The 26039-nt window shown below is 62.8% G+C and carries 29 protein-coding genes; 16 read left to right on the plus strand and 13 right to left on the minus strand.

Annotated elements, in window-relative coordinates; all coding sequences use genetic code 11:
- Positions 1–149: 149 nt before the first annotated feature.
- The 4 genes from ACIQUF_RS02065 to ACIQUF_RS02080 are packed head-to-tail and all read left to right on the plus strand — an operon-like array spanning position 150 to position 3566.
- Positions 150–746, plus strand: a complete 597-nt coding sequence (locus ACIQUF_RS02065; protein ID WP_403127700.1) for a paraquat-inducible protein A — start codon at positions 150–152, stop codon at positions 744–746.
- Positions 743–1387: a paraquat-inducible protein A gene (locus tag ACIQUF_RS02070; RefSeq protein ID WP_403127703.1), complete on the plus strand. Its 645-nt coding sequence runs from the start codon at positions 743–745 to the stop codon at positions 1385–1387. Before ACIQUF_RS02065 ends, ACIQUF_RS02070 begins: the two co-directional genes overlap by 4 nt.
- Positions 1371–3011, plus strand: coding sequence for an intermembrane transport protein PqiB (locus tag ACIQUF_RS02075; protein WP_403127706.1), 1641 nt, complete (start codon positions 1371–1373; stop codon positions 3009–3011). Before ACIQUF_RS02070 ends, ACIQUF_RS02075 begins: the two co-directional genes overlap by 17 nt.
- 24 nt (positions 3012–3035) lie before the next feature.
- A complete protein-coding gene (locus tag ACIQUF_RS02080) occupies positions 3036–3566 on the plus strand; it encodes a membrane integrity-associated transporter subunit PqiC (RefSeq protein ID WP_403127709.1) in 531 nt (176 codons plus the stop codon).
- 10 nt (positions 3567–3576) lie between these two features.
- Here ACIQUF_RS02080 and ACIQUF_RS02085 read toward each other — a convergent pair whose 3' ends face one another.
- From ACIQUF_RS02085 to ACIQUF_RS02100, 4 genes are read right to left on the minus strand one after another with little or no spacing between them, the layout of a single operon-like run.
- The gene (locus ACIQUF_RS02085; RefSeq protein WP_403127712.1) at positions 3577–4044 is read right to left on the minus strand and encodes a DoxX family protein; all 468 of its coding nucleotides are present in this window, start codon (positions 4042–4044) and stop codon (positions 3577–3579) included.
- A 10-nt stretch (positions 4045–4054) separates the two neighbouring features.
- Positions 4055–4810, minus strand: a complete 756-nt coding sequence (locus ACIQUF_RS02090) for a DNA-binding domain-containing protein (protein ID WP_403127715.1) — start codon at positions 4808–4810, stop codon at positions 4055–4057.
- Positions 4807–5640 (minus strand): DUF692 domain-containing protein, encoded by an 834-nt coding sequence (locus tag ACIQUF_RS02095; RefSeq protein ID WP_403127717.1) that lies wholly within the window; start codon positions 5638–5640, stop codon positions 4807–4809. The genes ACIQUF_RS02090 and ACIQUF_RS02095 overlap by 4 nt, the downstream gene beginning before the upstream one ends.
- Before the next feature lie 16 nt (positions 5641–5656).
- Entirely contained in the window at positions 5657–5935 is a 279-nt protein-coding gene (locus ACIQUF_RS02100; RefSeq protein WP_403127720.1) for a DUF2282 domain-containing protein, read from the minus strand.
- 166 nt (positions 5936–6101) lie between these two features.
- Between ACIQUF_RS02100 and ACIQUF_RS02105 the strand changes: the two genes are divergently transcribed.
- The 6 genes from ACIQUF_RS02105 to ACIQUF_RS02130 all read left to right on the plus strand — a co-directional run bounded on the left by ACIQUF_RS02105 (position 6102) and on the right by ACIQUF_RS02130 (position 10772).
- Complete coding sequence (locus ACIQUF_RS02105) at positions 6102–6689, plus strand: sigma-70 family RNA polymerase sigma factor (RefSeq protein ID WP_403127723.1); 588 nt, start codon at positions 6102–6104, stop codon at positions 6687–6689.
- Positions 6676–7317 (plus strand): DUF1109 domain-containing protein, encoded by a 642-nt coding sequence (locus ACIQUF_RS02110; protein ID WP_403127726.1) that lies wholly within the window; start codon positions 6676–6678, stop codon positions 7315–7317. Before ACIQUF_RS02105 ends, ACIQUF_RS02110 begins: the two co-directional genes overlap by 14 nt.
- A 123-nt stretch (positions 7318–7440) precedes the next feature.
- The gene (gene nhaA / locus ACIQUF_RS02115) at positions 7441–8799 is read left to right on the plus strand and encodes a Na+/H+ antiporter NhaA (RefSeq protein ID WP_403127729.1); all 1359 of its coding nucleotides are present in this window, start codon (positions 7441–7443) and stop codon (positions 8797–8799) included.
- A 144-nt stretch (positions 8800–8943) separates the two neighbouring features.
- Positions 8944–9453 (plus strand): DUF3455 domain-containing protein, encoded by a 510-nt coding sequence (locus tag ACIQUF_RS02120; protein WP_403128866.1) that lies wholly within the window; start codon positions 8944–8946, stop codon positions 9451–9453.
- A gap of 90 nt (positions 9454–9543) precedes the next feature.
- Positions 9544–10077 (plus strand): sigma-70 family RNA polymerase sigma factor, encoded by a 534-nt coding sequence (locus tag ACIQUF_RS02125; protein WP_403127733.1) that lies wholly within the window; start codon positions 9544–9546, stop codon positions 10075–10077.
- Positions 10074–10772 carry an anti-sigma factor domain-containing protein gene (locus ACIQUF_RS02130; RefSeq protein WP_403127736.1) on the plus strand — a complete coding sequence of 233 codons (699 nt, stop codon included), beginning with the start codon at positions 10074–10076 and terminating at the stop codon, positions 10770–10772. Before ACIQUF_RS02125 ends, ACIQUF_RS02130 begins: the two co-directional genes overlap by 4 nt.
- 29 nt (positions 10773–10801) lie before the next feature.
- On the opposite strand, the gene ACIQUF_RS02135 is transcribed toward ACIQUF_RS02130, so the two are convergent.
- From ACIQUF_RS02135 to ACIQUF_RS02145, 3 genes are all read right to left on the minus strand, one after another.
- Positions 10802–12316: a nucleobase:cation symporter-2 family protein gene (locus tag ACIQUF_RS02135; RefSeq protein ID WP_403127738.1), complete on the minus strand. Its 1515-nt coding sequence runs from the start codon at positions 12314–12316 to the stop codon at positions 10802–10804.
- A gap of 118 nt (positions 12317–12434) precedes the next feature.
- Positions 12435–13793, minus strand: a complete 1359-nt coding sequence (locus ACIQUF_RS02140; protein ID WP_403127741.1) for an 8-oxoguanine deaminase — start codon at positions 13791–13793, stop codon at positions 12435–12437.
- Between the two features lie 317 nt (positions 13794–14110).
- Positions 14111–15409 (minus strand): MFS transporter, encoded by a 1299-nt coding sequence (locus ACIQUF_RS02145; protein ID WP_403127743.1) that lies wholly within the window; start codon positions 15407–15409, stop codon positions 14111–14113.
- Between the two features lie 284 nt (positions 15410–15693).
- On the opposite strand from ACIQUF_RS02145, the gene ACIQUF_RS02150 reads away from it, so the two are divergent.
- Positions 15694–16215 carry a chalcone isomerase family protein gene (locus ACIQUF_RS02150; RefSeq protein WP_403127746.1) on the plus strand — a complete coding sequence of 174 codons (522 nt, stop codon included), beginning with the start codon at positions 15694–15696 and terminating at the stop codon, positions 16213–16215.
- Between the two features lie 2 nt (positions 16216–16217).
- Positions 16218–16814, plus strand: coding sequence for a DUF3833 domain-containing protein (locus ACIQUF_RS02155; protein ID WP_403127749.1), 597 nt, complete (start codon positions 16218–16220; stop codon positions 16812–16814).
- 22 nt (positions 16815–16836) lie between these two features.
- On the opposite strand, the gene ACIQUF_RS02160 is transcribed toward ACIQUF_RS02155, so the two are convergent.
- From ACIQUF_RS02160 to ACIQUF_RS02185, 6 genes are read right to left on the minus strand one after another with little or no spacing between them, the layout of a single operon-like run.
- The gene (locus ACIQUF_RS02160; protein WP_403127751.1) at positions 16837–17325 is read right to left on the minus strand and encodes a DUF2878 domain-containing protein; all 489 of its coding nucleotides are present in this window, start codon (positions 17323–17325) and stop codon (positions 16837–16839) included.
- 3 nt (positions 17326–17328) lie between these two features.
- A complete protein-coding gene (locus tag ACIQUF_RS02165; RefSeq protein ID WP_403127754.1) occupies positions 17329–18588 on the minus strand; it encodes a class I SAM-dependent methyltransferase in 1260 nt (419 codons plus the stop codon).
- Entirely contained in the window at positions 18563–19375 is an 813-nt protein-coding gene (locus tag ACIQUF_RS02170) for a DUF1365 domain-containing protein (RefSeq protein WP_403127758.1), read from the minus strand. Before ACIQUF_RS02170 ends, ACIQUF_RS02165 begins: the two co-directional genes overlap by 26 nt.
- The gene (locus ACIQUF_RS02175) at positions 19372–20619 is read right to left on the minus strand and encodes an NAD(P)/FAD-dependent oxidoreductase (protein ID WP_403127761.1); all 1248 of its coding nucleotides are present in this window, start codon (positions 20617–20619) and stop codon (positions 19372–19374) included. The genes ACIQUF_RS02170 and ACIQUF_RS02175 overlap by 4 nt, the downstream gene beginning before the upstream one ends.
- A gap of 6 nt (positions 20620–20625) precedes the next feature.
- Positions 20626–21378 (minus strand): SDR family NAD(P)-dependent oxidoreductase, encoded by a 753-nt coding sequence (locus ACIQUF_RS02180; RefSeq protein ID WP_403127764.1) that lies wholly within the window; start codon positions 21376–21378, stop codon positions 20626–20628.
- The gene (locus ACIQUF_RS02185; protein WP_403127767.1) at positions 21375–21797 is read right to left on the minus strand and encodes a nuclear transport factor 2 family protein; all 423 of its coding nucleotides are present in this window, start codon (positions 21795–21797) and stop codon (positions 21375–21377) included. Before ACIQUF_RS02185 ends, ACIQUF_RS02180 begins: the two co-directional genes overlap by 4 nt.
- Before the next feature lie 216 nt (positions 21798–22013).
- Between ACIQUF_RS02185 and ACIQUF_RS02190 the strand changes: the two genes are divergently transcribed.
- From ACIQUF_RS02190 to ACIQUF_RS02205, 4 genes are all read left to right on the plus strand, one after another.
- Positions 22014–22895 (plus strand): dihydrodipicolinate synthase family protein, encoded by an 882-nt coding sequence (locus ACIQUF_RS02190; RefSeq protein WP_403127778.1) that lies wholly within the window; start codon positions 22014–22016, stop codon positions 22893–22895.
- Positions 22896–22978: 83 nt separating this feature from the next.
- A complete protein-coding gene (locus tag ACIQUF_RS02195) occupies positions 22979–23929 on the plus strand; it encodes a LysR family transcriptional regulator (RefSeq protein WP_403127781.1) in 951 nt (316 codons plus the stop codon).
- Positions 23930–24036: 107 nt separating this feature from the next.
- Positions 24037–25170, plus strand: a complete 1134-nt coding sequence (locus tag ACIQUF_RS02200; RefSeq protein ID WP_403127790.1) for an aminotransferase class V-fold PLP-dependent enzyme — start codon at positions 24037–24039, stop codon at positions 25168–25170.
- Positions 25171–25420: 250 nt separating this feature from the next.
- A complete protein-coding gene (locus ACIQUF_RS02205; protein WP_403127793.1) occupies positions 25421–25981 on the plus strand; it encodes a hypothetical protein in 561 nt (186 codons plus the stop codon).
- Positions 25982–26039: the final 58 nt, after the last annotated feature.

The raw sequence follows: 26039 nt of genomic DNA on the forward strand, positions 1-26039 counted from the left end.
AATTGATACTTTAGACGACGCACCTTGTCGCGCAAGTTTGACCGGTCCAGGCAATCAACACCTGAGTCTGAGCAACGAAAAAGAGCAGGTTGCCTGACCGTTGACTAGTATTGCCTGCCAAGTAAGCGCCATTTCCGGTGGGGATAGGCATGGCCCAGGCGAATGATGTGGTCATTTGCGAATACTGCGACGCTGTTTATCAGCGTGCGCCGCTGCAGCGCCGCCAAAGTGCACTGTGCCTGCGCTGCGGTAGCGTCCTGTATCGCCACAACCCTTTGAACGTGCAACAGCGCCTGGCCCTGTGCGTGACCGGTGGCGTGCTGCTGGCGTTCGCCAACGCCTATCCGGTGATGACCATCAGCATGGGCGGCATCAGCAATTCGGCAACGTTGTGGGACTCGGTACTGATCCTCAGCCACGGCAGCATCACCTTCATCGCCCTGGTGCTGGCACTGGCGATCATCTTCGCCCCGGTGCTGCAAATTACCCTGTTGTGCTGGGTGTTGGGCTTCGCGGTGGGCGGGCGCCGCGCTCCAGGCTTTGCCAGTTGCATGCGCGCGTTGGAAGGCCTGCGGCCGTGGAGCATGCTGGAGGTATGCCTGCTCGGCGCCATGGTCGCGGTGATCAAGTTGGCCGGCCTGCTCGATGTGATCCCGGGTATTGGCCTGATCGCGCTGGCGGCGCTGAGCGTGTTGCTGATCTTCATCGCGGGTCGCGATATCCGCGATTTGTGGGCGCAGGTATGAGCACGCCGGCATTGGCCGACCAGCTGAACCTTCGCCTGTGCCACGGCTGTGGCCAGGCCTGCGCCCTGCGTCCTGGCCAGCACCACTGCGACCGCTGTGGCGCGCCCTTGCACCGGCGCAAATCCAACGCCATCACCCGTGGCTGGGCCTTTCTGTTTGCCGCGTTGATCTTCTATATCCCGGCCAACGCATTGCCGGTGATGAACACCGAAATGCTCGGCCAGGGCAGCGACAGCACCATCGTTGGCGGGGTGCTGGAATTCTGGGAGGCGGGCGCCTGGGACATCGCGTTGATCATCTTCATTGCCAGTATCGGCGTGCCGGCGATCAAGTTCGTGTCTCTTGGATTGCTGCTGTACACCGCCCAGCGCCGCAGCCAATGGGCGCGCCGTCAGCGCTCGCAGCTTTATCGCTGCGTCGAGTTGATTGGCTACTGGTCGATGCTCGACGTCATGGTGGTGGCATTGGTGGCGGCGCTGGTCCAGCTGCATGGGCTGGGCACCATCGAGCCACGACCGGGCATTCTGTTTTTCGGCATGGTAGTGGTGCTGACCATGTTCTCGGCCATGAGCTTCGACCCACGCCTGATCTGGGACGACCAACCACACCAAGGGGAGCACGGCGATGGCGCTGGAAACTGACAACCGCGCTGGCCCCGGCCAGGCCCATGTACGCACACGGCGCTTGAATGTCTCGCTGGTGTGGGTAGTGCCGATCCTGGCGCTGCTGGTCGGCGCTTCGCTGGTGGTGCGCAACTGGATGGAGCAGGGGCCGGTGATCACTATATCGTTTCGCAGTGGCGAGGGCCTGGTGGCCCATAAGACCCAGGTGCGTTACCGCAGTGTGGTGATTGGCGAGGTGACGTCGGTGGAACTGGCCGCTGACCGCAAGAGCGTGGATGCCAAGGTCGAACTGTCGAAAGAGGCGGAGTCGTTTGCCACCGAAGGCGCGCGCTTCTGGGTGGTGCGCCCGCGTATCGGTGCTGGCGGGATCTCCGGGGTCGATACTTTGCTCTCGGGCAGCTTTATCGGTGCCGATGCCGGGGAGTCGAAAAAGCCCGAAAAAACCTTTGTCGGATTAGAGTCGCCACCGCCGATCACCTATGGCGAGAAGGGCAAGCGCTTTGTGCTCAGCGCCAATGACCTGGGCTCGCTGGATATCGGCTCATCGATCTATTTCCGCAGGATCCCGGTGGGCGAGGTGGTGTCCTACGCCATCAAGCCCGATGGCCGCGGGGTGGACATCGATATCTTCGTGCAGTCGCCCTACGACGCATTCGTCACGTTGGATACACGGTTCTGGAATGCCAGCGGCATCGACATGCAGATTGGCGCCAACGGGTTGAAGGTGGAGACTCAATCGTTGTCGTCGATCCTCATGGGGGGGCTGGCCTTTGGTACGCCCGAATACGCTGCCGTGGCCGAACCTGCGGCTGATCAACAGGCTTTTGAACTGTTCGCCGACCGCGATTCTGCCTTGGCACCGCCTACCGGCACCCCGCAATACCTGCGCCTGCGCTTCGACCAGTCGATGCGCGGACTGGCGGTAGGCGCACCGGTCGAATTCAAGGGTGTGGAGTTCGGCAGGGTGACCTCGGTGACGCTTGATTACGACCCGAAAAAACAGATTTTCCCGGTAGTGGTCGATGCGGCCATCTACCCCAAGCGCCTGGGCCCGGTGCACCAGAAAATGCTCAAGGTGTTCAACCATACCGAGGGTGACGCCGCCGGGGCCCGGCAGCTGATCGGCTCGTTCGTCGAACATGGCCTGCGCGCCCAGGCCCGCAGCGGCAACCTGATTACCGGGCAGATGTTCATTTCTCTGGACTTCTACCCGGACGCGCCCAAGGTCGCCTTCGACATGACTGCCGACCCCATCGTCATCCCCACCGTGCCCGGCAGCCTGGAAAAACTTCAGGAGCAGTTGCAGGGTGTGGTGGCGCGTATCGGCAAGCTGCCGCTGGAAAGTATCGCCGGCAACCTCGACGGTACGCTGCGTGAGTTGCGCGCCACGCTCAAGCGCGTCGATGGGCAGACGCTGCCGGGGGTCACCAACACGCTGAGCGAACTGCAGAAGACCCTGCGCACGGCCAATTCGGCGATCGATGAAAACTCGCCGCAACGGGAAAAACTGGGTGACACGTTGCAGGAACTGGAGCGCATGTCCCGCTCGCTGCGCGACCTGGCGGACTACCTGGGCCGGCATCCCGAATCGCTGATTCGCGGGCGGCCGAAAGCCGCAGGCGCGGACGACGTGCAACCCTGACCACGCCCCAAGGAGTGAGAGCCGATGCGCACGCTGCCTACCCTGTTGCTGACCACACTGGTGGTGTTGACAGCCGGCTGCCGCAGTGCGCCGAACAATTACCACACCTTGGTGGCGGCGCAGCCGACCCGTGGCGCGGGTGAAACGATCCTGGTCGAGCGGGTCAGCCTGCCGCCGCAGGTGGATCGGCCGCAATTGGTGATACGCCAGGGTTCCAGCGGTCTGGTGATCCTCGAAACCGAATGGTGGGGGGCCAACCTGGTCGATGAATTCCGCAGCGCCTTGCAGGACCAGCTTGGCGGGCCGGTTGGTGGTACGCCGCGCGCCGTGTTGCGGGTGGATGTGCAGCGCTTCGATTCGGTGCCTGGGCAGTACGCGCTGTTGGAAGCGGTATGGCGCTTGCAGCGCCCCGGGCAAAACGAGATGACCTGCCGAACGTCGGTGCAGACACCGGCGCAGAACAGCGTCGGCAGCCTGGTCGGCGCTCAACAGGTCAACTTGCAGAAGCTGGCCAGCGCTGTGCGGGGCAGTGCCTCAGGTTGCCCAAGGTCTTGAACACTGGCGCTCAGCGCAGCCTTAACAGGTGATCCAGCGACAGCGCACCGCCACCCTTGGCCAGCAGCAACAGCAGCAGGCCCGCCCAGGACAGGTGGGTCGGCCAGGCGTCAGGGTAGACGAACACCTCGATCACCGTGGTCATGCCCAGCAGGGCCAGTGCCGACAGACGGGTGAACAAGCCAAGCACCAGCAGCAGCGGGAACAGGTGTTCGGCGTAGGTCGCCAGGTGGGCGGCGAGCCACGGTGACAGCAATGGCAGCGCGTATTCGCTCTGGAACAACTCATAGGTGCTGGGGGTAATGCTCAGAATACCTTCGACCTTGGTGCGGCCTGACATGAAGAACACCGAGGCGATGCCCAGGCGTGCGACCAGGCATAACACCGTGTCGTTGAGCAGCAGTTGCAGGCGTTCAGCCACGCCGTTCCAGCGTTGGCGCAAAGTGATTGCCGGGGCAGTGGGGCGCAGGGTGTCCATGGCCATTCCTTCATGTGAATGAAAGTGGGCGAAAGACTTGGGCTTGCAGCAGGCGACCGAGCAGGTCGTTGAAGTCCAGGTCGGGTTGGCATTGCTGGGCGAGTTGCGACGCGGTTTCCAGCGAGTGGCCTGCCGCGCAGGCGTCGAGGAAGGCGCAGCCGCCGATTTCCAATGGCTGATGGCTGACCCCGTCGCGGTTGCCGCTAAGCAGCGCGCCTTCGGCTACCCAGGGTTGCGCCTCGGACCAAGGTTGGCCTTCACGGCTGCAGCGCCACAGGCTGAGCGCGGGGTGTGTTTCGAACCATTGCCAGCGCACGCTTTGGCGCGGGGTGAGGTGGCTGTGCATCAGGTCGCTGGCGGTCATGCCGGCCAGCTCGGCGAGGTCAAGGCAAGAGTCCTGGTCGGCGCTGAACACCTCGCACCAGAAGAAGTCCAGGCGTGCGACGTCGGCCAGGTAGGGCAGCCCGTGATGGGCCTGCAATTGCTGCAGAAACTCTGCAAAGCCAGCGCCGTAACGGATCAGCCGGGGATCGTCGGGCGGTGAGTGGTTTGCGTATGCGGTCGCGACCTCCTGCATCCAGTCAGGGCCTACCAGGATCTCGATGCTGGGGAAGTTGGCCCGCAGTGCGTCGACGCAGCCGGCCAGCACGGTATTGCGATACACCGCGAAAGCCGCTTGCCCGGTCAGGTCTTGCAGCTGCGGGGCAGGGCGCCGGTAGAGGGCGTCGATGAAGGCGTCCTGAAACTGGCCAAGGGGCAGGTTCATGGCAAGGCTCCCGGGTGGTCGAGGGTCGCTTGGGCGATGGCGCGTTCGGCCAGCAGCTCATCGAATGCCGGCAGGTTGCCGTCGCGCTCAATCAGCGTCGGGCGTGGGCCGATACGGGCGATCAGGTGCCGGTACAAGGCCCAAACCGGCTCGGCAATGGCGGCATCGTGGGAGTCGATCAGCAGCGCGCCCTGCGCGTCGTGGCTGTGTCCGGCCAAGTGGATTTCGCTGATGGCCTGGGCAGGGAAGCAGTCGAGATAATCCTCGGCGTTGAAGCCCAGGTTGTGCGCACTGACGTGCACATTGTTGACGTCCAGCAGCAACGTACACCCGGTGCGGCGCACCAGTTCGCCAAGAAAGCCGATCTCGTCCCAGTCATGCCCTTGCAACTGCAAGTAGTGGCTGGGGTTTTCCAGGGCGATGCTGCGCCCCAGGGCATCCTGGGTGCGCAGGATATTGTCGCTGATGCGCGCCAGCGCTTCACTGCTGCGGGGGAAGGGCAGCAGGTCGGGATGGTACTGGCCGCGCCAGGTGGACCAGGCCAGGTGCTCGGAAACCAGCGCCGGGTTTATCAGGTCGATGAGGTTACGCAGGCGGCGCAAGTGGGTTGCGTCCGGCTCGGCGTCCGCTGCCAGCGACAGCGCAACGCCGTGCAGCGACAGCGTATGGCGCTCGGCCATGCGCTGCAGCCAGGCCAGGCGTGTGCCACCGACCATGTAGTTTTCCGGATGCACTTCGTACCACAGGCCATCGGCGTTGCACGCCAGCGCCTGGGCATAGTGCTCGGCCTTGAGCCCGAGCCCGGCGCCGAGGGAGTCGATCCGGTTCATGGTCGGCCCCTTGCACTCAGGACTTGATCGGGGTCAGCGACCCCATGCCGTTGGGGGTCTTGATCGACGTGCAGGTGCCGGCCGGTACGTTCTTCCAGTGCATGCCGTCGTAGTCCTTTTTCGCACTGCCGGCGCAGGTGGTACCGGCGCCGGCCTTGCAGTCGTTCTTGCCGGCCATGGCGACGCCGTAGCATTTTTCCATGGCGGCACCGCTGCTGCTGGTATCGGCAGCCATTGCGACACTGGCCATGGAAGCGAGGGCCAGAGCGGCAGTAGCGAGGGCGAGGGTTTTCATGGTGATGTCTCCAGAGGGTAGGGCCTTGGTGATATACCGGTGGCTCATGGAGTAGTTCGGGGGAATGGCTTCCTCGGTTACAGGTCTGCGAAATTTTTTTCCAGTGACTGAGGCTCATCTATGGTTCGATAAAAGAAACCTTCACGCGGTGTAACCCTGGCGCCCAATGCAACGAACTAACTCACAGGACTTGCTGGTCGCCCGCGAGTCGCAGTTGCAAGGCATGCTGCTGCGCGGGCTGGCGGGTGATGCGCAGGCTTACCGCGAGTTTCTCGCGGCATTGGCATTGCACGTGCGGGGTTTCTTGCGGCGGCGCTTGCAACAGCGCCCGGCAGAGGTCGAAGATCTGTTGCAGGAGGTGTTGCTGGCCGTGCACAACGCCCGGCATACCTATCAGCCGCACCAGCCGCTGACAGCATGGGTGCAGGCGATTGCCCGCTACAAGCTGGCTGACTACCTGCGCCGCTACGCCCATCACGAGGCACTGCACGACCTGCTCGAAGACGACAGCGAGCTGTTCGCCGCCAGCGATGAGATACCCGCCCATGCCAGCCGTGACCTGGGTAAACTGCTGGGCCGGTTGCCCGAGCGCCAGCGTTTGCCAATCGTCCATGTAAAGCTTGAGGGCCTGTCGGTGGAAGAAACCGCGAAGCTCACCGGGCTGTCCAGCTCGGCCGTCAAGGTAGGCATCCACCGTGGGCTGAAGGCCCTGGCCAGGTTGATTGGAGGCAATGAACGCGATGAAGACCGATGAACTGATTTCCCTGCTGGCGACTGGCGAAGGGCCGGTGGACCGGTATGCCCTGGCGCGGCGCATGACCTGGGCGTTGCTGGCCGGCGTGCTGGCCGCATTGTTGATGACAATCGCTCTTTACGGGGTGCGCAGCGACCTTGCCGAGGTGGCGCGCACGCCGTTGTTCTGGGCCAAGCTGGCTTTGCCCGGCAGCCTGGCGCTGCTGGCGCTGTGGTTGACGCAACGCCTGGCCAGGCCAGGCGTCAGGGGTGGGGCGGCCTGGGGGCTGTTGGGGCTGCCGTTGCTGGTGGTGTGGCTGGGCGCAGCGATCACCCTGTCCGGCGCCCCCGTTGAGGCCCGCGCCGAGCTGATTTTCGGCCGCACCTGGCGCACCTGTGCGTTGAACATCGCACTGTTGTGCGTACCCGTGTTCATCGCCGTGACCTGGGCATTGCGTGGCCTGGCGCCAACCCGCTTGCGCCAGGCGGGTAGCGCGGGCGGCCTGCTCGCGGGCTCCACCGCCACCTTGGCCTACTGCCTGCATTGCCCGGAAATGCAGGTGCCGTTCTGGGGCGCCTGGTACGTGCTGGGCATGGCGTTGCCGACGCTGTTCGGCGCCGCCTTGGGCCCGCGCTTGTTGCGTTGGTGAGTGCGTGGGGTGCACGAAAGGCCGCTTTCCGCTAGAATGCCGGCCGGGTGCTAAGCTGCGCAAAGCAGTGATGCAGGTTAAATAACTACGCAGGTCGGGCCGCCTGCGGGAGTCGTCGCACCCATGCAAAAACATGTCTTGCCTCGCGCGCAGCAAATCGCCCAGCGCGCATTTGCCAATTTCGAGCGCTTTCTGCACATCGAAGCCGTCAGCGGCATCGTGCTGCTGATCGCTGCCGTAGCGGCCCTAATCTGGGCCAATTCCCCTGCTGCCGACAGTTATGATGCCCTCTGGCACACGCCTATTTCCTTCGGGATCGGCTCGTTGGTGTATTCGCAATCCCTGCATTTCTGGATCAACGATGGCTTGATGACCATCTTCTTCCTGGTGGTCGGCATGGAAATCCGCCGCGAGATCCATGAAGGCGCGTTGTCCAGCCTGCGCCAGGCCACGCTGCCGATGGCGGCGGCAATCGGTGGCGTTGCGGTACCTGCGCTGATCTACCTGGCCTTCAACCATGGCCCCGCCGACCATCAGGGCTGGGCAGTGCCCACCGCCACCGACATCGCCTTCGCGGTGGGCGTGCTGGCGCTGCTGGGCAAATCGATCCCTTCGAATGTGCGGGTGTTCCTGCTGGCGCTGGCGATCATCGACGACATCATCGCCGTGCTGATCATCGCCTTCTTCTACTCCGGTGGCCTCGATTACAGCGGTCTTGGCGTGGCCGCAGTGGGCCTGCTGCTGGTGGTCGGCCTGCAGAAGATCGGTGTCGGCTCGGCCTATGCCTACATCATTCCCGGCTTCATCACCTGGCTGGGTGTGCTGATGACCGGTGCCCACCCGACCCTGGCGGGCGTGGCGCTCGGCCTGATGACCCCGGTCAAGGCCATGCCGTTGGGCGAGCGCCCGCTGGAGGCCGTCAGCCGCTTTACCGATGACCTGCTGGGCCGCGCCAAAGCGCCCGAGCGCGATGCCAGCCAGCTCATGAGCCCGCTGAAAAACCTGCGCCTGGCCCAGCGTGAGCTGGTACCACCGGTAACCCGTGTACAAGGCAATCTGCACCCGTGGGTGGCCTATGCGATCATGCCGCTGTTTGCCCTGGCCAACGCCGGTGTTGGCTTGTCGGGTGTCGACCTGACTGCCGACGGGCCATTCTGGGTGATGGTCGCGGTGGCCGTGGCACTGGTCGCCGGTAAACCCTTGGGTGTCGTCAGCGTCAGCTGGCTGATGGTGCGCCTGGGCTGGTGTGCATTGCCAGCTGGCGTGACCTGGCGCGGCATCACCCTGATCGGGCTGTTGGCGGGTATTGGTTTCACCATGTCGATCTTCATTGCCAACCTGGCCTTCGCTGACCCAGGCGCCCTGGGTGCGGCCAAGCTTGGCGTGCTGTCCGGCTCCGTCATCGCTGCGGTAATCGGCGTGACCTGGGGTGTCATTGGCATGCGTAAAGCGGCCCCTGCAGTGCCGGCAGAAGCGAGTTGATCTAACGAGGGGGCACGCATCAGGAAATATTTTTCCTCGCGTGCATCCAATCGCCTCCCTGGCGGGTATTACAGGCAGCGCGAATTCGCGCTGTCGATCACTCGCCAGGAGACTCGCACCATGAATAGCCCAGTTGCCACGCTGATGATCACCGGCGGCATTGTCCTGATTCTGGCCACCCAGGCTGCCCACGCTCAATCTGCCATACCCGATGCGGTCAAAGTGCCCGATGGCCATAGCGTCATGCTCGAAACCGTGGGCGTCGGCCAGATCACTTACGAATGCCGCGACAAAGCCAACGCGCCGGGCCAGACCGAATGGACCTTCGTCGGGCCCAAGGCCGTGCTCAACGACAGGGCTGGCAAGCAGGTCGGCGACTACTTCGGGCCGCCCGCCACCTGGCAGGCAAAAGACGGCTCCAAGGTCACCGGCACCCAGCTGGCCATCGCACCCGCCGCCAAGGGCGACCTGCCTTACCAGCTGGTGCAGGCCAACCCGGCCGAGGGTAAAGGCGCCATGAATGGCGTTAGCTACATCCAGCGCCTGGCTACCCGCGGCGGCGTGGCACCGGCGAGTGCCTGCTCGGTGCAGAACAAGGGCGAGAAGAAAATCGTCGATTACCAGGCCGACTACATCTTCTGGGCAGCAAAATGATGCCCAACCCAGCGGGCAGGTGAGCCACTGGCGTCTACGCTCATCGACAACCCCAGCCATCTGGCTGGGGTGCCATGCAAGGACAAAGCATTGAATTCACCTCTGCCACCGTTCGATTTCCAACGTTGCCTTGAGGCCTGCGCACAGGGTGACCGGCGTGCCTTGCACGCGCTTTATGAAGAAGAAGGCGCGCGCTTGCTTGGCGTGGCCCGGCGCATCGCCCGCGATGACGCCACGGCCGAAGATATCCTGCACGACGCGTTCCTGCGCATCTGGACCCGCGCAGCCAGTTTCGACCCCGCGCGTGGCTCTGCACGTGGCTGGGTCTATAGCGTCACCCGGCACCTGGCGCTGAATTTCATTCGCGATACGCGGCGCGAAGTTGAACTGGATGATGCGGTTTTTTCAATTTTGCCTTTTGAGACGATCGATATTCAGGCGGATTCTGCCAAGGTTCACCGCTGCCTCGAACAACTGGAGCCGTCACGCAAGCTGTGCATTCTGCATGCCTACGTCGACGGTTGCAGCCATGCCGAGATTGCCGGCTTGCTGAACACGCCGCTGGGCACCATCAAGGCCTGGATCAAACGCGGCCTTAAGGCGTTGCGGGAGTGCATGGGATGAAGAAGCCGCAGGGCGAAACTGCCGAAGCGCTCGACCAGCTGGCCGGTGAATACGTGCTCGGAACACTGTCAACTGAAGAACATGAGGCCGTGCGTCAGCGCCTGGACGAGGATGGTGAGCTGCGCAGCGCTGTGGATGCCTGGGAACAGCGGTTACTGGCACTCAATGCACTGGCCGAACCGGTAACCCCCAGTGCGCGGTTATGGAGCCGGATCAACCGCAGCCTCGATGCTCAACAACCTCCACAGCCATTGCGCTGGTGGCAGCGCTTGGCCCTGTGGCAGGGTATGGCCGGTGCCGGTGTGCTTGCCAGCCTGCTGCTGGCGTTCACCCTGCTGACCGCCAAAGCGCCGGCACCTTCTTATCTGGTGGTACTGGCGGCGCCGGCTGACAGTGCCGCAGGTTGGGTGGTGCAGGCGAGCGACAGGCGCGACATTCAGCTGATTCCGCTGGGGCAGTTCCCAGTACCGAGCGACAAGGTGCTGCAGTTCTGGACCAAAGGCGAGCAGTGGAAGGCGCCGGTGTCGCTTGGCCTGGTCAAGCCGGGCGAGCAGTACCGCGTATCCTCGGACGACTTGCCGCCGTTGGAAGCCAACCAGTTGTTCGAGTTGACCCTGGAAAAAGCAGGAGGCTCGCCAACCGGTCGGCCTACGGGGCCTGTGCAATTCATCGGCCGTGCGGTGAAGGTGCTTTGAAGGGGGCGGCGCTTGCGCGCCGCCCGAGGTCAATGCGCGTGCTCTGGGCGCTTCTGGCGTGACGCCGGAGCGTCTCCATGGTCCTCGTCCGCTGCGATGATCGGCACCTCGTTGCCGTCACAGTCGAACAACTTGCCATCGCGGAAGAAATCACCATCGTTGAGCCCGGCAATGTCGCGGTAACGCAAGGTACGCTCGCTGGCGGCGACGAACACCGACTGCTGGTCGGAGTTGCCTGCGCGCAAGTGGTTGAACAGCAGGTTCAGCAGAATCGCCATGATCGCCGCCGAGCTGATGCCGGAGTGGAAAATCGTCTCGAACCAGGCCGGGAAGTGGTGATAGAAGCCTGGCGCCGCGATTGGGATCATGCCGAAGCCGATCGAGGTGGCAACGATGATCAGGTTCATGTTGTTGCGGTAGTCCACCTGCGCCAGGGTGCGGATGCCGCTGGCCGCGACGGTACCGAACAGCACCACCCCGGCGCCACCGAGCACGGCGGTAGGGACTGCGGCGATCAGCCGGCCCATCACCGGCAGCAGACCGAGGGTCACCAGAATCAGGCCGGTGGTGGCGACCACGTAGCGGCTCTTCACGCCGGTCACGGCAACCAGGCCGACGTTCTGTGCGAAGGCACTCTGGGTGAAGGAGCCGAACAGCGGCGCCAGGGCGCTGGAGATCATGTCGGCGCGCAGGCCGTTACCGAGCCGCTTCGAATCGACCTTGGTGTCGATGATTTCGCCGACGGCCAGAATGTCTGCGGAGGTCTCGACCATGGTCACCACGATCACGATCAGCATCGAGAGAATCGCCGCAACCTGGAACTCAGGCGCGCCAAGCGGCAAGGCTTGTGGCAGCGCGACCAGCGTGCCGTTCATCACCTGCGAGAAATCGGCCATGCCGAATGCGACCGCCACCAGGGTGCCGATCACCATCGCCAGCAGGATCGACAGGCGCGAAATGCTGGCACTGCCCAACTTGCTGAGCAGCAGCACCGTAGCCAGGGTGAACGCCGCCAGGGCGATGTTGGACATGCTGCCAAAATCCGCCGCCTGGCTGTTGCCGCCCATGGCCCAGCGCGCCGTGACCGGCATCAGGGTCAGGCCGATGGTGGTGATGACGATGCCCGTCACCAATGGCGGAAAGTATTTGGTGATGCGCGAGAACAAGGGCGTGATCAGCAGCCCGATCAAGGAGGCCGCGATCACCGCGCCGAACACCACCGACAGGCCGAGACGGCCGTCACTGCCGATGATCGCGATCATGGTCGCCACGCCGGCGAAGGACACGCCTTGCACCAACGGCAACTGGCAGCCGAAGAAGGGGATGCCCAGGGTTTGCAGCAAGGTCGCCAGACCACCGGCAAACAGCGAGGCGGCGATCAACAGGCCAACGTCTGCCGGGGCCAGGCCGGCCGCCTGGCCGATGATCAACGGTACGGCAACGATACCCCCATACATCGTCAGCACATGTTGCAGGCCATAGGCCAGGTTGGCGCCGACGCCGAGGTTCTCGTCTTCCGGACGAGGTGTAGCGGGTGAAGTCATGGTGAGTAGCTCGCTTTTGTTTTTGTAATGCGTCTAACAGCACGGTTTCAGTCGCGGTGGGTGAACATTCATCGAGGGCAGGCCGCTGCGCAGTGGCGTGCGCAACGGCCAGGTTGCATTACTCGCCGATAACCAGTTGGCGGGCCAATTGGTTGTGGCGCTCCAGCACGCGCGGCAGGTCGACGGTGGTGATGCGGCCGTCCTTGACCACCACCCGGCCGTTGATGACGCTGGTGTCGACCTGGGTTGGGGTGCAGAACACCAGTGCCGCCAGTGGGTCGTGGTGCGCGCCGGCATAGGACACGTGGCCGAGGTCGAAGGCGACCAGGTCGGCGACCATGCCCGGCGCCAGGGCCCCGATGTCATTGCGGTTGAGCACCTTGGCGCCGCCGAGCGTGGCGATTTCCAGCGCCTCGCGCGCGGTCATCGCGTCGGGGCCGAAGCCGACTCGCTGCAGCAGCAGTGCCTGGCGCACTTCGCCGATCATGCTGGCACCGTCGTTGGACGCCGAACCGTCGACGCCCAGGCCCACCGGTACGCCGTGGTCGCGCATCTTGCGGATCGGCGCGATACCCGAGGCCAAACGCATGTTCGAGCATGGGCAGTGGGCTACACCGGTGCCGGTGCGGGCGAACAGTTCGATGCCGTGCTGGTCGAGTTGCACGCAGTGGGCGTGCCAGACATCGTGGCCGACCCAGCCAAGGTCTTCGGCGTATTCGGCCGGGGTCATGCCGAACTTTTCGCGGCTGTAAGCGATGTCGTTGACGTTTTCGGCCAGGTGGGTGTGCAGCGACACCCCGTAGTTGCGCGCCAATGCAGCAGCTTCGCGCATCAGGTCGCGGCTGACCGAGAACGGCGAGCAGGGCGCCACCACCACGCGCAGCATCGAGCCGTGGCTGGCGTCGTGGTAGTCCTCGATCAGGCGCTGCGATTCCTTGAGGATGTCAGCTTCCTTTTCCACCACCGAATCCGGCGGCAGCCCGCCCTGGCTACGGCCCACGCTCATGCTGCCGCGCGCTGCGTGGAAGCGCATGCCGATTTCACCGGCAGCGTGGATGCTGTCGTCGAGCTTGCAGCCGTTGGGGTAGATGTACAGGTGGTCGCTGGAGGTGGTGCAGCCGGAGAGGATCAGCTCGGCCATTGCCGTCTGGGTCGATACCGCGATCATCTCCGGCGTCAGCCGCGCCCAGATCGGGTACAGGTTGGTCAGCCAGTTGAACAGCTCGCCGTCCTGGGCCGCCGGCACCACGCGGGTGAGGCTCTGGTACATGTGGTGGTGGGTGTTGACCAGCCCCGGGATGACCACCTTGCCGGTCATGTCGAGGATTTCGTCAGCGTGCTGGGGCAGTTCGTCGCTGGGGCCGACCTGTTTGATCAGGTTGTCTTCGATGTACAGGCCGCCACGGCGGATCTCGCGGCGCTCGCCGTCCATCGTGACCAGCAGTTCGGCGTTTTTTATCAGCAAAGTCTTGGGCATAGGTATTCCACTCCCGCTTGGGGCGTTGTAATCAAAGTTCTTTCGCAGGCAGCCTGGGTTCAGGCACCGGGTGTAGAAGACTGAAACGAAGAGGGTTTGCCGGCCGATTGGACGACAGTCGCGCAGAGGCGGGAGAGGGTAAACAGCGGTGGGAGTTGCATGGCTTTAGCCTGTCGCAATACGCAGCGGCGATGACCGGTGTCGTAGGCGTCAGGTAATGTAACCAGGAATGTTTGTTTTTGTATACGAAAAATTCAGACCGTCAAAAGCAAAAAAAGAGGCCCGCAGGCCCCTTCGAGGAAAAATCGCAGGCGCGCTTACACCGCTTCAACCTTGCGCGGCGCCATGAAATACAGCCATACCAACGCGATGAAATACATCGTCGGGATCATGGTGAACAGCACGGCATAGTTGTTGTGGGTGATGGTCAGCACGCTGCCGACGATCTGCGTCATGAACATCCCACCAATGGCCGCGCACATGCTGCCGAAGCCGAACACCGTGCTCACCAGGTGCTTGGGCGTGTAGTCCATCAGCAGGCTCCAGATGTTCGCCGTCCAGGCCTGGTGCGCGCCGACCGCCACGGCAATGGCCAGCACCGCGATCCACAGGTCGCTGGCGTGGGCGGCGAAGGTCACGCTGACGATGGTGCAGGCGAAGATCAGCATCGAGATCAGGCGTGCCCGCGTGGCGCGCACGCCGCGGCCGATCAGCCACGAAGACAGGATGCCGCTGCCGATGCTGCCGAAGTCGGCCGTAAGCCAGATCAGAATCAGCGGGATGCCCATCTGGGTGACGCTGATGCCCAGGTTGTACTGCTGGTTGAGAAACGGCGGCAGCCAATAGAGGTAGAACCAGAACACCGGCGCGGTGATCGCGAATGCCACGGCGAAGGCCCAGGTGCCGCGCATGCGCAAAATACGGCTGAAGGGCACGCGCACCGCTTCGGGTTCAGCCTCTTGCTGGATGTAGTCCAGCTCGCTCTGACGCACGCGGGGGTGATCTTCGGGATTGAAGTACTTGAGGCCCCAGAAAATCACCCAGACCAGGCCCAGGCAGCCCATGGCGATGAACGCGGCCTGCCAGCCCCAGGCGGCGAGGATCAACGGCAGCAGCGCCGGGGTGATCATGGCGCCGACGTTGGTGCCGGCGTTGAACAGCCCGGTGGCGATGGCCCGTTCGCCGGCAGGGAACCACAGGCGCGTGGTTTTCACGCAGGCAGGGTAGTTGGCGGCTTCGGTCAGCCCGAGGATGAAGCGGCAGATCATGAAACCAGCGGCTGAAGTGGCCAGGCCGTGGGCGCCGGTGGCCAGACTCCAGAGCAGCACCGCGACGAAGAAGGCGCGCTTTACCCCGACCTTGTCGATCAGCCGGCCTTGCAGCAGGAAGCCGATGGCGTAACCCACCTGGAACCAGAAGTTGATGTTGGCATAGTCCATCGCCGTCCAGCTCATGTCCTTGGCCAGCATGGGCTGCATGATGCCGAGGGCGGCACGGTCGATGTAGTTCAGGGTGGTGGCGAAGAACACCAGGGCGAGCATGCCCCAACGCGTCTTGCCGACGGCAAAGGCGCCGCGAATCTTGCTGCCCATGGAAGCATGGGGAATCGGAGGCATGGCGGATGTACCTGTTTCTTGAAATTGTAATGAGCTGCGGGATGCTTCTGGTTCGCGGCTTTGGCCCTAGGCAGAGGGCACTCGCGAGGCCGGGGCATGGTGCGCAGTCAAAGCGGGAGCGTCAATGCCAAGTATGGCGCTTGCGTTCGATAACCGAACGAATGCCGATCGCGTGAACTTATACGCGCTGGCGGGTATCTCTACTGAAAGCTGTACAGGAAACTAAACTTGTACAATATTTCGAGTGATTTCAGCCAATGGCCACTAGACGCGGCATCCCGGCAATGTTGGTCCTGACAGCTCTGTTGATGGTGATATCTGCAGCCTCGGCAGACTGGCGCTCCGCGCTGCCGGCGTCACGTCAGTTGGGCAGCGGTGAATTCACTTGGTTTGGCTTCAGTGTGTACACCGCGCGGTTGTGGGGAGCAGATTCGCCGCAGGGCTGGCAAGTGCCGTTTGCCTTGGAGTTGATCTACCACCGGGCGTTGTCACGCGACACGCTGGTGCAGGCGAGCATCGACGAAATGCGCCGTCTGAGTGACCGCCCATTGCCCCAGGCCACCCTGGAGCGTTGGACCCAAGCCATGCAAGAGGCATTCGTGGACGTGCAGCCGGGTACGCGCATCACAGGCTTGTATCTGCCAGGGCAGGGCTGCCGGTTCTACGTCAATGGCCAATTGCGCCACGAGGTCAGCGACCCGGCCTTCGCCCGCGCGTTCTTCGCTATCTGGCTCGACCCGCGAGCCCGCGACCCACAATTGCGCCAGCGCCTGCTCGGCCTGGCCGGGGATGATCGAGGAGAGTGAACATGACTAGAGTGCTGCTGTTGGTCGGCTGCCTGCTGCTGGGCAGTTGCGGCAATGTTGAGGTCGATCACTATGCCGGCGAGAAGCCGACATTTGACCTGGTCGCGTTCTTCTCTGTGCCGGTGCAGGCCTGGGGCATGGTGCAGACGCGCTCGGGCGAAGTGACCAAGCGATTTCATGTGCGTATCGACAGCCGCCGTGAGGGTGAAAAGCTGTTTCTAGACGAGCATTTTCTGTATAGCGATGGCACGCGGCAACAGCGCACCTGGACGATCACCCCGGATGGGCCTGGGCGCTGGATTGGGCGGGCCGGTGATGTGATTGGCGAGGCGCGGGGCGAGGTGGCCGGGAATGCGCTGCGCTGGCGGTACCGGCTGGATGTACCGGTTGATGGCAGGCACTGGGAGCTGGACATCGACGACTGGATGTATCTGATGGATGACGACACCTTGATCAACCGTTCGAGCATGCGCAAGCTGGGTGTGGAGGTGGGGCAGGTTACCCTGTTCTTCCGCCGGCTGCCGGCCAGTGGAAGCGGCTTTAGCCGCGAAGCCGGCGCCGCAGTGGATGGCACCGGCTTCGCCGGTGTTCGCGGCTGAAGCCGCTCCCACGGCACCGGCGTTATCTTCTCAGCGCGACATGCAGGGTGAGTGGGAAAAATACCGCCCATAGCGGCGCTAGTAGAAAAGCGGTCGTTGACGACCCCATGGGCAGCTCGACGCCCGCCAAGCGCGCCCCTGCCAGGTAAGCCAGCGGCCCAGCGACCATACCCAGCAGCCCGCCAAGCCAGATCGGACGCGCCGCCCACGCCAGGCTGTGGCGTAGCCCACTGGCCAGCACCAGCCACATCAGGGCCAGCCAAAGCGGCAATGGCCATTGCGCGAAGTTGAACACGCCCAGCACACCCAGAAGGCTGTCCAGCAGACACCCCATAATCGACACGAGCACCAAAGCACGCACTTCACCCTTGCGATCCTGGCAACAGCCCAGGTGCAGCGCCAAGCCAATCGGCACGATCACCAACAGCGATGGCTCGTGAGCCCCAAGCACGCACACCCACCAACCCGCCTGCAACCACAAGGCGTTGCCGATCAGCCACCGACGCGACACGCTTCAGGCGCCCGGCAACGGCGCTCGGCGCGCCTGGGGCGCTGCCCACAACAATTGCGCCACACCAATGGCGCGCTCTTCGAAACCGCCCTGGCAGTAGCACAGGTAGAACTCCCACAAACGCTGGAAGGTTTCGTCGTAGCCCAACTCCTTGAGCGCTGCGCGCGCCTGGCGCAGGTTGTCGCGCCAATGGCGCAAGGTACGAGCGTAGTCCTGGCCGAAGTCTTCCAGGTGCACCAGGTTCAGTGCGGTCTGGCGGCTGGCGGTGTCGAGCAGGACGCTCAGCGAGGGCAGTGCGCCGCCGGGGAAGATGTAGCGCTGGATGAAGTCCACCGAGCGCCGTGCCTGGGCGTAGCGCTGGTCGCGAATGGTGATGGCCTGCAGCAGCATCAGGCCATCGTCCTTGAGCAGTGCGGCGCATTGGCGGAAATACGTGGGCAGGTAGCGGTGGCCGACCGCCTCGATCATCTCGATCGACACCAGCTTGTCGAAGCGCCCACGCAGGTCGCGGTAGTCTTCGCGCAGCACGCGGATGCGCTGGGTCAAGCCCAGCGCTTGCACACGCTGCAAGGTGTGGGCGTACTGCGCATCGGACAGTGTCGTGGTGGTGACGCGGCAGCCATGATGCGTGGCGGCGTGGATGGCCAAACTGCCCCAGCCGCTGCCGATTTCCAGCAGGTGGTCGTCGGGCGTGAGTTCGAGTTTCTGACAGATGCGTTCGAGCTTGTTCAGTTGTGCCTCTTCCAGGCTTTGCTCGGCGTTATCGAACTGCGCTGCCGAATACATCATGGTCGGGTCGAGCAGGCGCTCGAACAGGTCATTGCCCAGGTCGTAGTGGGCGAGGATATTGCGCCGTGCGCCACGCCGATTGTTGCGGTTGAGCCGGTGCAGCAGTTGCAGGGTCGGGCGCGCCAGGCGTGCCAGGCCGCCCTCCATGGCGTCGAGCACATCCAGGTTGGCGACGAACACACGGGTGACTGCCGCCAGGTCCGGCGTGCGCCAATAACCGTGGATATAACCTTCCCCGGCACCGATCGAGCCATTACTGGCCACCAGGCTCCAGGCGGCCTCATCGATGATTTCGACTTCAGCGTACAGGGGGCTGCCGGCCTCGCCGAAACTCCATTGCCGGTCCTGGCAGATCACCCGCAGGCTGCCGCGGGCCAGACGGCGCAATTGGGCCAGCACGGCCATCCTGGCCAGGCTGGCGCAGATCGGCGTGCGGCCTGCCGACTTGCTAACGCTCAGGCTGGGATCGGTCATGATCGTGCTCCTTACAGATGGCGTGGCCAAGGCCCAGGTTGCCCTGGCTGGCACTGTGGTCGTGGATCGGTGTGCGCTTGAACAGCAACTGCAAGGCCTGCCAGTAGATAGCCGACACGGTGCGCAGGCTCATCCAGGGGAAGGTGAGGATGTGTCGATGCAATGTGGCGCGGTTAAGCGGCCCACGTTGCAGGGCCAGGTCGGCTTCGAACACCTTGTGACCCTTGCGCCAGTTTTCCATGTGCACGTGCACGCGCCGGGCATCGCGTAAAAAGCGCAGGCGGTACTCCATGTCCAGCGGCATGAAGGGCGAGACATGGAATGCCTTGGCCACGGCAAATCCGGTATCCAGGCCGTCCTGCACCGGCAACACATAGTGAAAGCGCTCGCGCCAGGGTGTGTTGCGCACCTCCAGCAGGATTGCTGCCAGCAGGCCCTCGCGGTCGTGGCAGAAATAGACGCTGACCGGGTTGAACGACAGCCCCCAGCAGCGCGGCTGGGTGAGCAGGTGCACAGCGCCCTCGGGCGTTTGCCCGGTGGCCTGGCCGACCAGCTGCCGCGCGGCCTGAGCCAAGGGCTGGCCATTTCGGGTGAGCGCTGGCAGGTAATCGCTTTCGCGCCAGCACAACGGCGACAGCCGCGAGTGGCCGAGCCAGCGGCTGAGGCCGAGCAGGCGCAATTGTTCGTCCAGGTCCAGATAGAACATGCCGATCCGGTAGCGGAACCTGTGCGGTCGCGGGGTCAGGCGCCGGTGGCTGACCCAGCCGTGACACAAACTGCTGTTCACAAGCCTTCTCCAAAAAAATCCGCCACTTTCAGCGCACTGACCACGCCATCCTCGTGGAAGCCGTTGCCCCAGTAGGCGCCGCAGTAGTAGGTGTGTTGCCGGCCCTGCAACTGGTCCTGGCGGGCCTGGGCGGCGAGGGCGACCAGGCTGTATTGCGGGTGGGCATAGTCGAAGCGGGCGAGGATTTGCGTGGGGTCTATGTGTGCGGTCTGGTTCAGGCTCACGCAGAAGGTCACGGGCGCTTCGATGCCCTGCAGGATGTTCATCGCGTAGGTCAGTGCCGCGGGGGCCTGCTGGGGGCCGCCGAGGCGGTAGTTCCAGCTGGCCCAGGCCTTATGTCGGCGGGGCAGCAGGCGGGTGTCGGTGTGCAGCACCACGTCGTTGCTGGCGTAGGTGATCGCCCCCAGCACCGCGCGCTCGTCGGCGCTGGGTGCTTCCAGCAGAGCCAGGGCCTGATCGCTATGGCAGGCGAACACCACGCTGTCGAAGTGCTCGCTGCCCGCTGCGCTGTGCACGGTCACGCCATCTGGGTCACGGCTGACCCGCCTGACCGCGCAGTTGAGGCGAATACGCTCGGCGAAGGGCTGGCAAAGCGGCGCCAGGTAGCTGCGTGAGCCGCCTTCGATCACCCGCCACTGCGGGCGATTGCTCACCGACAGCAAGCCGTGGTTGCGGCAGAAACGCACGAAGAACTGCAGCGGAAAGCCGAGCATGTCGGCGCGCGACATCGACCAGATGGCCGAGCCCATCGGCACGATGTAATGATCGATGAAGCGCTGCCCATAGCCCTGCATCTGCAGATAGCCGCCCAAGGTGGTGGCTTCGTCGATGCGCTTGCTGTCGAGGTCGGCGATCGCCTTGCGGTTGAAGCGGATGATGTCGCGCAGCATGCCCCAGAAACCGGGGGATAACAGGTTGCTGCGCTGGGCGAACAGTGTGTTCAGGTCATGGCCGTTGTACTCGAAATCGCAACGAGGGTCGTGCACCGAAAAGCTCATCTCAGTGGGCCTGGAGGCGACCTTCAGCTGATCGAGCAGACGGATGAAATGCGGGTAGGTCCAGTCGTTGAAGACGATGAAACCAGTGTCTATCGCATACTGCTGGCCGCCCCAGTGCACATCGACGGTGTGGGTGTGGCCGCCGATCCAGTCAGCGGCCTCGAACACGGTGACTTCGTGCCGGCGCGACAGCAGGTAGGCACAGGTGAGGCCGGCGATGCCGCTGCCGATGATTGCGATGCGCATGCTGGCCTATTCCTGTTGCTTGCGTGCCAGGCGTTGGCCTAGCTTCAGTCGCCAGCGCACCGGCAGCGCGCCGAGCAGGCGCAGCACCTGGGTGAAAACACCGGGGAAGTTGATTTCCAGTGGGCGCCGCGGCAACCGCGCGGCGATGTGCTGGGCGGCGCGCTCGGCACTCCACAGCTGCGGCATGGGGAAGTCGTTGCGACGGGTCAAGGGTGTGTCGACGAAGCCGGGACTGACCAGGGTGACGTCGATGCCCTCGTTTATCAGGTCAATGCGCAGCGACTCGATCAGATAACGCACGGCAGCTTTTGAAGCGCCGTAAGCCCCGGCACGGGGCAATGCCAGCCACGACACCGAGCTGCCCATCACGACCAGGTGTGGGCGTTGGCCGCGCCGCAGCAAGGGCAGGGCGGCGTGCAGGCAGTGGCTGAGGCCGAGTACGTTGGTGCGCAGCACGCGCTCGACCAGATGTGGATCGAACTGGCCCGGTTCCAGGTATTCGCAGGTTCCGGCGTTGAGAATGACCAGGTCCAGTGCACCCCAATGTTGCTCGATCTGTCCGGCGATCGCTGCGACTTGCCGTGGTTCATCAATATCACCGATGGCCAACAAGGTCTGCTGGCCGAATCGTGAGGAAAGCGCGGCCAGGCTCTCGGCCCGCCGGCCGCCCAGTGCAACCTGATGGCCCTGTTCCAGCAGCTGTTCCGCCAGCGCGGCGCCAATACCGCTGCTGGCACCCGTCAGCCAGCAGCGGCTCATGCCAGCCTGCCCTTGAGCCAACGAACGGCGCCACCCAGCACCGGAACATGTTCGTAAAGCAATGCTCCGGCGTCGAAGTAGTCCTGATGAAAGTACACCCGCTCGTGCCAGCGCAGGTGGCTGCAACCTTGCAGGCTGACCAGATGCCCGCCGTTCAGGCGTGGGTGACGAAAGTGCAAAGTCCAGCGAATATAGCCGTGGCCCGGTTGCACTTCGTCGGTGCCTTCAAAGGCGTAGCGTACTTCCTGGATGTTGCCGTAAAGCTCGGCGAAATAGCTGCGCAGGGCTTGGAGGCCGTTGATGTGATGCAGAGGATCGCGGAAGGCGATGTCGTCGCTGTACAAGTCACCTAGCTGGTCGAGGGTGTGCGCATCCAGCTGGGCAAAGCGTTCGGCGAAGGTTTGCAGGTAGCTGGACATGCGCGATCCTGTACAGAAATGTTTTCTTGTACAGGTATAGTTCAGCTCCGAGCATAAAGCTATACAGAGAACATTTTTTGTATAGCTTTGCGTTGCCGCTGTTCAATTCGCATAACTTTTACTCATCAGATGGCCCCTGGAAATGTCGCTGTCTGCACGCCGAACGGCACCGTAACCTTTTGGCTACTACCGCCAAGAACAATAAGGATCCGTTCAATGTCTGCATTCACCTTTTCCGGTGTGAACCTGGCCATCACCACCCCATTCGATGCGCAGGGCAAAATTGACTTCGCTCGCTTCGAATGCCTGATCGAGCGCTATCTGGCCGCGGGTGTGCACGGTTTTGTGCTCAGCTCCGGAACCGGCATGCACGTTTACCTGAGCAAGGACGAATCGAAGGAGCTCGTGGCGTTCGGCGCCAGGGTGATCAATGGCCGAGCCCGAGTCATCGCCCAGACGTCCGCATTGCTGGTCGAGGAAGTCCTTGAACGCACCCGCCACGCCAAGGACTGTGGTGCGGACGGGGTGATGGTATTGCCGCCATTTTTCGAAGGCCCGACAGACGATCAAGGCATCATCGACTTCTACTCGGCGGTGTCTGAAGCAGGCCTGCCGATCATCGGTTACAACGTGCCTCAGGCGGTGGGCGTTGAAGTAACGCCAGCGCTGTTCAGGCAATTGAGCGCAATCCCCAACTTCGTCTCGGTCAAGGACAGCAGCGGCGACCTGGCCGCCCAGGCGTCCCTGGTTCGTACCGGCTTGCCGACCCTCAATGGCGCCGACCCATTGGTGCCATACGCATTGTTCGCGGGCGCCGCAGGGCTGATCTGGGGCGGTGCGAACCTGGCACCGAAAACCTGCGTGGCCCTGGCCAACGCCGCCCAGCAGGGCAAGTGGGAGGACGTGCAACACCTCTGGAAATCCCTGGCTCCGGTCATGTCGCTGATCTGGCAAGGCAACTACGTGCAATCGGTGTATGCCGGCGCCGAGCTCATGGGCTATGGCGCAGGTAACCCACGCCGGCCGCTGGCGCGCCTGGCAGAAGGCAAGCTGGCTGCCTTGCGCGAAGCTCTGGCGCCGTTGAACGAAGAGGCCTAGCCCGCGCTTGAAGTTGAAGAGGCCTCAATCGAGGCCTTTTTTTGTATGATGGCCTGCCAATCGTGAAGTCGAGTCGAAGGCCGATGGTGAAGCACACAGAGCCCGATCAGTCGCTGATCCAGATGCCTTCGTTGCGTGCGGTCAAGGCGTTCGTCGCGGCGGCGAAATACCTCAATTTCACCCGCGCGGCGGAAGCGTTGTGCGTCACCCAGGCGGCGATCAGCAAGCAGATTCGCGAGCTGGAAAGTTTCATGGGCGCCGAGCTGTTCATCCGCCACGGGCGTACCGTGCAACTGACACCGGAAGGTGCGATTTTCTTCGATGCCGTGCAGTTGTCCCTGAGCAACATTTCCCAGGTGTCGGCGCGTATCCGCAGGCAGAACAAGGGTAAGCGGGTCGTTACGCTGTGCTGCACGCCTGCATTTTCCGGGCTTTGGCTGACGCCTCGCCTGCCGGAGTTCCTGGCGGGCAACCCTGACATCGACCTGAACCTGGTGGTCACGCAGAATTTCGTGACGCTTGAGCCTGGCGTGCAGCCGGACATCTTCGTCAACAAGCTGTCGAAGATTCGCGAAGGGTACAGCAGCCATCCGCTGGCGTATGACGTCATTTATCCGGTCTGTAGCCCCAGCTATCTGGCGCAGCATCCAGAAGTTGTGACCCTCGACGGCATCAGCCAGAGCGCATTGCTGAACTTGAGCCCTTACGGCCGCTCGCAGATCGCCGAACACGTGGATTGGCATGTCTGGTTCGAGTACCACAATGTCGACCTGGGCGCGCGCGTGGCTGCCGGGGCGCAGTTGCTGCATTCCAACGATTATGGCTCGCTGGTTCAGTTGGCGGTCCAGGGGCAGGGCGTCGCCTTGGGCTGGCATTACCTGGTGAACCCGCTGATAGAGGAGGGGAAGTTGGTGCGCCCGGTGGCGCACGAACTGGTGCACAAGGACAGCCAGCACTTTTTGACATTCAACGAGCAGAAGAAAGACGACGATGCCTGTTGCCGCTTGCGGGACTGGATATTGTCGAAGTTCTAGACATGGCCCAATGTTCCAAGGCTGCCGACAGCGCGCGCCATCTTGTCATTTGCCAAGGCGTTAGGCAGGGTCAATCCTACTGAGATCTCTGCGAAAGGAGTCACCCGATGTCAAAGCTCTATCCCAGTATCGATCCCGAGGGGCTGGTCGAGTACTCAGTGGTCTACACCGACCGCTCGCTCAACCATATGTCGCAGTCATTCCAAGGCGTGATGAAGAACATTTCCAGCACGCTGAAACAGGTCTACAACGCCCAGGCGGTTGCGGTGGTCCCAGGCAGCGGCACATTCGGCATGGAAGCGGTAGCGCGACAGTTCGCCACCGGCCAGCAATGCCTGGTGATACGCAACGGTTGGTTCAGTTATCGCTGGAGCCAGATCCTTGAGATGGGCAATATTCCAGCGGCCACCACAGTACTGAAAGCGCGACCGGTCGACACGGGTCGCCAGGCTGCCTACGCCCCACCCCCTCTGAACGAAGTGTTGGCAGCCATTGAGGCGCAGAAGCCGCAAATTGTCTTCGCCCCCCATGTTGAAACCTCGTCTGGGATTATCCTGCCTGACGAGTACCTGCGGGCTGTCGGTGACGCCGTGCATGCGGTGGGTGGCCTGTTCGTGCTGGACTGTATCGCCTCAGGCACGCTGTGGGTTGATATGGAAAAATGCGCCGTCGATGTACTTATCAGCGCACCGCAAAAAGGCTGGAGTGCCTCCCCTTGCTGCGCCCTGGTGATGTTCAGCTCCTTGGCCCTCGAGCGCATCGAGCAAACGCAGAGCAGCAGCTTCGCCTGCGACCTGAAAAAGTGGCTGCAGGTCATGCAGGCCTACGAACAGGGCGGGCATGCCTACCACGCGACGATGCCCTGCGACTCGCTCGCGCGTTTCAATGAAGTGATGAAGGAGACGCAAGCCTACGGTTTCGAAAAAGTGCGCAACGAGCAGCAGGCGCTGGGCGATCGGGTACGCGCAATGTTGACTGGCAAAGGCATCAAGAGCGTGGCCGCGGTCGGCTATCAGGCGCCTGGCGTCGTGGTGAGCTACACCGATGATGCCGATATCAAAAACGGCAAGAAGTTTGCCAATCACGGCCTGCAGATCGCTGCCGGCGTGCCATTGCAATGCGACGAACCGGCCGACTTCAAGAGCTTCCGCATTGGACTGTTCGGGCTGGAGAAGCTGCAGAATATCGAGCGTACGGTCAGCACCCTGGAGCACGCACTGGACGAGGTGATGGGAAACTGAATGCCTCTCGACGCGCTGCAATGGGTCGAAAGCAGCCGGACGCGACCGACCGCTACCGACCCAAAGCCGCACTTTGACCAAATTGCTTCGGCCCCAGCTACGTGGGGACAGACAATATGTCGCATGGTGGCGCGGTTAACATCGTCTATTACTAGGTTATTGCCTGAAAGCCTAGGAGGCTGCGGCGTGATGAACAGGCAGCAACGGTACTACGCTTTGCGGGAGCAAGAATACATTCGAGGAGCCAGTTGTGGGCAACTTCCCAATTTTGCTAACCGTGCTTTCAATGATACTGGGTTTGTCCATAACCAGGATTTTGTTGGGCGTAATGACTGTTTTTCGCATTCGTCGCACGGCACAGCCAGACTGGGTGGCCCTTACCTGGGCAATCACGCTTTTCCTATTCCAGCTGCAATTCTGGTGGGCACTCAACGACCTTCCCAAGTTGAAGGATGACTTTTCGTTCGTCGAGTTCCTGCTTTTGGTCTGCCTCGCTTTAGCTCTGTTCAGCGCCGCAGCGCTGATACTGCCCAGTCGCAGTGAGGACGAGGTAGGTGGCCTCCAGGTTTATTTCGAGCAGGACGGCAGGTTCGCTTTATTGGCCATCTGTACGTACCTTGCGTTGGGTAGTGCGACCAATATCCTGTTTTTCAACGCTTCCCCATTCCAGCTATGGGCAGCGTTGGACATCATCATGTTCACAGTTCCGTTGGCAGTTTTCTTCGCGCGATCACGTCGCCATTATGCGCCGCTTACATTGATCTACCTTCCCTTGTCGGTAATCGACATCGCCGTTTCACTGAAGTCGTAGCACGCAACCGCAAAAGCCATTGGCCGTTAGCCGACAATTATCTGTGGGTGCCGGACTT

The organism is Pseudomonas sp. NPDC090233 (assembly GCF_044772285.1).
Taxonomy (GTDB): Bacteria; Pseudomonadota; Gammaproteobacteria; order Pseudomonadales; family Pseudomonadaceae; genus Aquipseudomonas.